3 protein-coding genes are annotated in these 5312 nt (G+C 71.3%); all 3 read right to left on the reverse strand.

Annotated features, from left to right (window positions below):
- Positions 1-72: 72 nt before the first annotated feature.
- The 3 genes from FV230_RS24055 to cysS all read right to left on the reverse strand — a co-directional run bounded on the left by FV230_RS24055 (position 73) and on the right by cysS (position 5180).
- Complete coding sequence (locus FV230_RS24055) at positions 73-1203, reverse strand: GGDEF domain-containing protein (protein ID WP_147844191.1); 1131 nt, start codon at positions 1201-1203, stop codon at positions 73-75.
- Positions 1204-1526: 323 nt separating this feature from the next.
- Complete coding sequence (locus FV230_RS24060) at positions 1527-3455, reverse strand: autotransporter domain-containing protein (protein ID WP_147844192.1); 1929 nt, start codon at positions 3453-3455, stop codon at positions 1527-1529.
- A gap of 348 nt (positions 3456-3803) precedes the next feature.
- Positions 3804-5180 (reverse strand): cysteine--tRNA ligase, encoded by a 1377-nt coding sequence (gene cysS / locus FV230_RS24065; protein WP_147844193.1) that lies wholly within the window; start codon positions 5178-5180, stop codon positions 3804-3806.
- Positions 5181-5312: the final 132 nt, after the last annotated feature.

Below are 5312 nucleotides of genomic sequence, written 5' to 3' on the forward strand. Positions count from 1 at the left end.
CCGCCCGACCGTGCCGCCGGCGCGAGCCGACCGCCGCGCAGCGCACCCCCGTGCTCGACGAACCCGCCGGGTTCAGGCCGCTTGGACCTGCGGCGCGTCCTCGGCACCGTGCAGGATGCAGCGTCCCTTGCCCGCGGTCTTGGCGGCGTAGAGGGTCTGGTCGGCGCGCCGCATCAGATCGGCGAGACCGAGCGGGGGTCCCGACGCGGCGGGCCGCTGCCGGGCGACGCCGACGCTGACGCCGATTCCCGCGAACGCGCCTCCGCCGACCTGATAGGGCGCGGTGATCGCCGTGATGATCCGGCCGCCGAGCCGGCGCGCCGCCGCGTCGTCGAGCCCGTCGGCGAGCACGAGGAACTCGTCGCCGCCGAGGCGGCAGGCGGTCGCGTCCGGCCCGATCGCCAGCGCGAGGCGCCGTCCGACCTCGCGCAGCACCGCGTCGCCGGCCGCGTGCCCGAGGCGGTCGTTGACCTGCTTGAACCCGTCGAGGTCGAGGTAGAGCAGCGTCCGGTCCCCGGCCCCGGCCGGGCGCGCATCGAACGCCTCCTCCAGGCCGCGGCGGTTGAGCAGCTCGGTCAGCGGATCGGTGATCGACCGGCGGTGGCTTTCGCGTTCGCCGAGGATCGCCTGGACGGCCGCCGCCCGGTGATGGCGCAGGATGCTGCGGTTCATCAGGACGAAGGCGACCGTCTGGATCGCGATCAGCGGCAGGAATTGCGGATGCGTCGTCGCGAAGGTGGTCTTGTAGCTGAGGTCGATGAACAGCACCTGCGCCATCGCGTAGCGCGGGGCCGCGAAGTTTCGGCCGACGATCCCGCCGATCGCCGCGAGCCCGGAGGCGAGCACGACCATCGACATCGCCATGTCGCCCGAGGGGACGACGCAGGCGATGGTCGCGCCCTGCAGGCCGGCCCAGAGCAGGCCCGTCGCGAAGACCGGGCCGGACGGCGCGTGCACACGCCGCAACAGCACGAGGCGCAGCATCAGCAGGAGCAGGTCGAGGAACGCGATGGCGGCGAAGAGCCACCGGTCCAACCAAAGGTAGGCGACCCCCGCCACGGCGATGGAGTTGACGGCGCCGACCACGAGGGGCGTCGTCGAGGTGAAGAAGCCGGCGCGCATGCGCGCCTGCACCGCCTCCGGCAGGTCGGGCCCGATCTCGGCGAGCCACCGCAGGACGCGGCCGTGAGGCGCAGGGTACATCGTCAAGGTCGGTCCCAGGTGCCGCGAAGATCGGGCACTGCAACCGTAAGACGTTCCGATGAAGACTCCGTCTTGGAAGTGGGTCGCTTTTGTATCGATCCTGCCGTGCCACAAGATCAGGCGCCCGCCGATAGGCTCGCAACCTTCGATACGGCCGAACAACTGACGATTTCGTGCGCGGTCGGGCGCCACACGCGCTGGGTGTGGCGCCCGGGAAGCGACGGGCGTCTGGGCGTCGGTCGCCGCGGTTTCGGGTCGCCCTTCCGCCGCGTGCGCCGTGCGATCTCCCCGATCGAGCGCCGGCGCGGAGGGCGCCTCGTGGTTCAGAAGCGGTACCGCAGCCCGACGCTGCCGGTGTGATCGTCGCCGCCCGCGCGGGCGACGCTGGTCGAGCCGGTGACCACCCCGCTGAGCCCGTTGCCGAAATCGAGGTCGAGGCCGCCGGCGATCCGTCCGTAGACGTCGTCGCCGCGGCGCCCGGTCTCGGTGCGGATCAGCAGGCTCGGCGCATAGGTCTGGAACGAGGTCACCGTGCGCACGCCGTCGAGGACATCGTGCTGGGCGGTGAGGTTGAGGAAGGGCGAGACGATGCCGCCGAGGAGCGGCGCCGCGGTGCGGATCTGGAGGCCGCCGCCGACGGTCAACCCGTCGAGATCCTGGCGCCGGACGCCGATCGTGAGCAGCGGGTCGCCGGTCTCGCGATAGGCGCTCACGCCGGCCCGCGCATAGGTGACCTCGCCGACCGGGCCGGCCCTGAAGGTCTCGAAATCGAACAGGTAGCCGGTGCGCGCGGCGACCGTCACCGTGTCGCCGCCCGGCGCGGCCGCGAGCCGGTCGTTGAGCACGCCCGGCCGATTGAGCGCGAAGCTGTTGCCGCCGTACGTGACGGCCACGTCCGCGAACACCTCCGGGGTGGCGTACGAGGCGAAGACGGCGCCCTGGAAGCTGTCGAGGTCGATCCGGCCGTTGCTCGCGCCGCGGAGGTCGACCCGGGCGTTGAGGTAGTTGAACGCCGCGCCGAGAACGAGGTTGGGCGTCGCCTGGTACAGGAGACCCGCGGTGACGCCGCCGAAATCGGCATCGTAGGTGTTGCCCAGGCTGCCCGCACCGGACCGGTTCTGCGCCGTGCGGTCGAGCCCGGCATAGGTGCCGAGCGCGAACACGGAGACCGGGCTGCCCGGCTGGACCGGGATCAGGCCGGGGGCCGGGCGCAGGCCCGGCAGGTCGGCGGCGAAGGCGGCGGGCACCGACAGGGCCATGTTCCGGCGGCGCTCGGCCCCGAGGAAGTCAATCAGCGTCGACGAGAAGGCGAGGCCGGCGGCCTGCCCGAGCTCGCCCTGCGGCCCGATCGTCAGCGGCGCGTTGAGCTGGTTCGGAACGAAGGCGGCGAGGTAGCCGTTGGCGCGCGCGGTGAGATGGACGCTGTCGACCGAGATGTACTGGTTCTCGACGGCTGGGTTGGTGTACCCGATCACGGCGCAGGCCGGGTTGAATGCGCAACTGCCGGTCGCCGCCTGCGGGATGAATCCGTAGGCCGTCGGGTCCGCGCGCAGCCGGTTCAGCAGCCCGTCCGCATCGAAGTAGTGCACGTTGATGCCGCGATCGGAATACGCCTGGAGGTATCCGGGGAGCTGCGCGTTGAAGGACCGCGCCAGGTCGGCGTTGGCGGCGCGAAAGGTCTGCTGGCTGAAGACCAGCAGCTCGCGCGCGCCGAGGCCGACGAGGCGGTCCAGGTTCGTGACGTTGTTGTTCAGGACCGTCGTCACGCCGGCGGCGCGGGCCGCGTTGGTGCCGGCCGGGATGTTGGTGATGTCGTTGTAGCCGATCCAGAGCGTGACGAGGTCGCGCGATCCGAACCGGCCGCCGCGGGCGGCGAACTGGTCGATCTGGTCCGGCACGCCCCAGGGAAAGAAGAGCGAGAGCAGCGTGTTCGGCTCGAGGTGGAAGGCCTGCGAGCCGCCGATCGCGTAGTCGTTGCCAGGCACGTAGGGCGCGCCGATGCGGGCCGGGATCTGCTCGAAGTAGCCGGGCGTGTTCGACCAGCGCCCGCCCTCGTAGAGCTTCGTACCGCGCATCGCGTCGAGGGTGCCGGTGGGGCTGTAGCCGGTCTCCCGCGGGATGCGGCCGTTGTCGGTCAGGCTGTCGCCGAAGGCGTAGGCGCCGGAGTAATACCCGGACTGCGCGTGGCCCAGGCCGGGCGACGACAGCACCATTCCCGACGCGAGCAGCGCCGTCCGCAGGACGCAAGTCATTTCATTCCCCCCATTCGGATGACGGCACGGATTTCCTGCGAACCGCATCCGGAGAAATAATGTCACGCCCATTTCTCGGTCAAAACCCCTCCCCGGGCATTGAACGAGCAGCACATCAACAGTGTTGCGTCAAAACAACAAATACAACGCGGATTTTCTACTTCTGATGATCACATAGCAACCTTCGATCACTATACCGCACGGTATTCCGGGATCGATCGACGGAACGCCGGTCGCGCGAAGGCTCGCGGATGCGCGCAGGACGAACCGCGCGACATCGGGGGGCACGGGATCGGCGATGCGCGTCGCCCGGAACCGGCCCTGCGACCCATCCAGGCGCACCGGCGCCTAGATCACGCTCCAGGTGGTGCCGTCCTTGCCGTCCTTGACCGCCACACCCATCGCGGCGAGGGCGTCGCGGGCGCGGTCCGAGGCGGCCCAGTCCTTGGCGGCGCGGGCGGCGGCGCGATCGGCGATCAGCGCCTCGATCGCCGCCACGTCGAGGCCCGCGGCCGCGACCGTGGCCGCGTCCCGCTCGGAGCGGGTCCGCCCGAGGAACCCGAGCAGGTTCGCCCCGGCGCGGAGGCGCGCGGGATCGTCGAGGCGGTGGATCTCGGCGAGCGCCGCGGCGGTGTTGAGGTCGTCGAGCAGCGGCTCGAGCACCGCCTCCGGCGCCTCGGCGGCGGGCCTTGCGTCGCCGACGGCGCCGTACCAGCGGTCGAGCATCCGCCGCGCCTCCTCGAGGCCGCGCAGGGTCCAGTCGATCGGCTGGCGGTAGTGCGACTTGAGCATGGCGAGGCGCACCACCTCGCCCGGCCAGTCGTTCAGCACCGCGCGCAGCGTGACGAAGTTGCCGGCCGACTTCGACATCTTCTCCCCCTCCACCTGGAGGAAGCCGTTGTGCAGCCAGGTGTTGGCCATCACCGGCGTGCCGAAGCAGCAGCGCGACTGCGCCACCTCGTTCTCGTGGTGGGGGAAGATCAGGTCGATGCCGCCGGCATGGATGTCGAAGGTCTGCCCGAGATGCCGCGCCGACATCGCCGAGCACTCGATGTGCCAGCCCGGGCGCCCGGGCGCGGCGATGCCCGACGGCGACGGCCAGGACGGCTCGCCGGGCTTCGAGGGCTTCCACAGCACGAAATCGAGGGGCGAGCGCTTGTAGGGCGCGACCTCGACCCGCGCCCCGGCCTCCATCTCGTCGAGCGGACGCTTCGAGAGCGCGCCGTAATCGGGCATCGCGGGCACGTCGAACAGCACGTGGCCGGCGGCGACGTAGGCGTGGCCGGACGCGACCAGCGCCTCGATCATCGCGACCATCTCGGCGATGTGGTCGGTGGCGCGCGGCTCGATCATCCGCGGGCGCTCGCCGGGCACGTTCACGTCCTCCGGCATCAAAACGCCGAGGTCGCGCAGGTCCGCGTGGAAGGCGGCGAGCGTCCCGTCGGTGAGCGCGCGGATGGTGATGCCGCGCTCGGCGGCGCGGGCGTTGATCTTGTCGTCCACGTCGGTGACGTTGCGGGCGTAGGTGACGTACGCCGCGCCGTAGACCCGGCGCAGCAGCCGGAACAGCAGGTCGAAGACGATGATCGGGCGCGCGTTGCCGATATGGGCCGCGTCGTAGACCGTCGGGCCGCAGGCATACATCCGGACATGGCTCGGATCGATCGGCGCGAAGGCCTCCTTGGCTCCGGTCAGCGTGTTGTAGAGCCGCAACATCGGCGCCATGAAACGTCCCTCGTCCTTCGCGGCCGCGATCCCGGCGGCGCTGCCCTCGCCGGGCGCCGGACCCGCGAAAACTCTCGTTTGGCGTCAGTGCCCTGGGCGCCGCGCGCCGCCCCCGCGGACGGGGCTCCGCGC

This window comes from Methylobacterium sp. WL6, from assembly GCF_008040095.1.
Classification (GTDB): domain Bacteria; phylum Pseudomonadota; class Alphaproteobacteria; order Rhizobiales; family Beijerinckiaceae; genus Methylobacterium.

Bases quoted from the DNA above. Each gene is read 5' to 3' on its own strand.
- FV230_RS24055 (WP_147844191.1), bottom strand. From the start codon at position 1,203: ATGTACCCTGCGCCTCACGGCCGCGTCCTGCGGTGGCTCGCCGAGATC.
- FV230_RS24060 (WP_147844192.1), bottom strand. From the start codon at position 3,455: ATGACTTGCGTCCTGCGGACGGCGCTGCTCGCGTCGGGAATGGTGCTG.
- cysS (WP_147844193.1), bottom strand. From the start codon at position 5,180: ATGGCGCCGATGTTGCGGCTCTACAACACGCTGACCGGAGCCAAGGAG.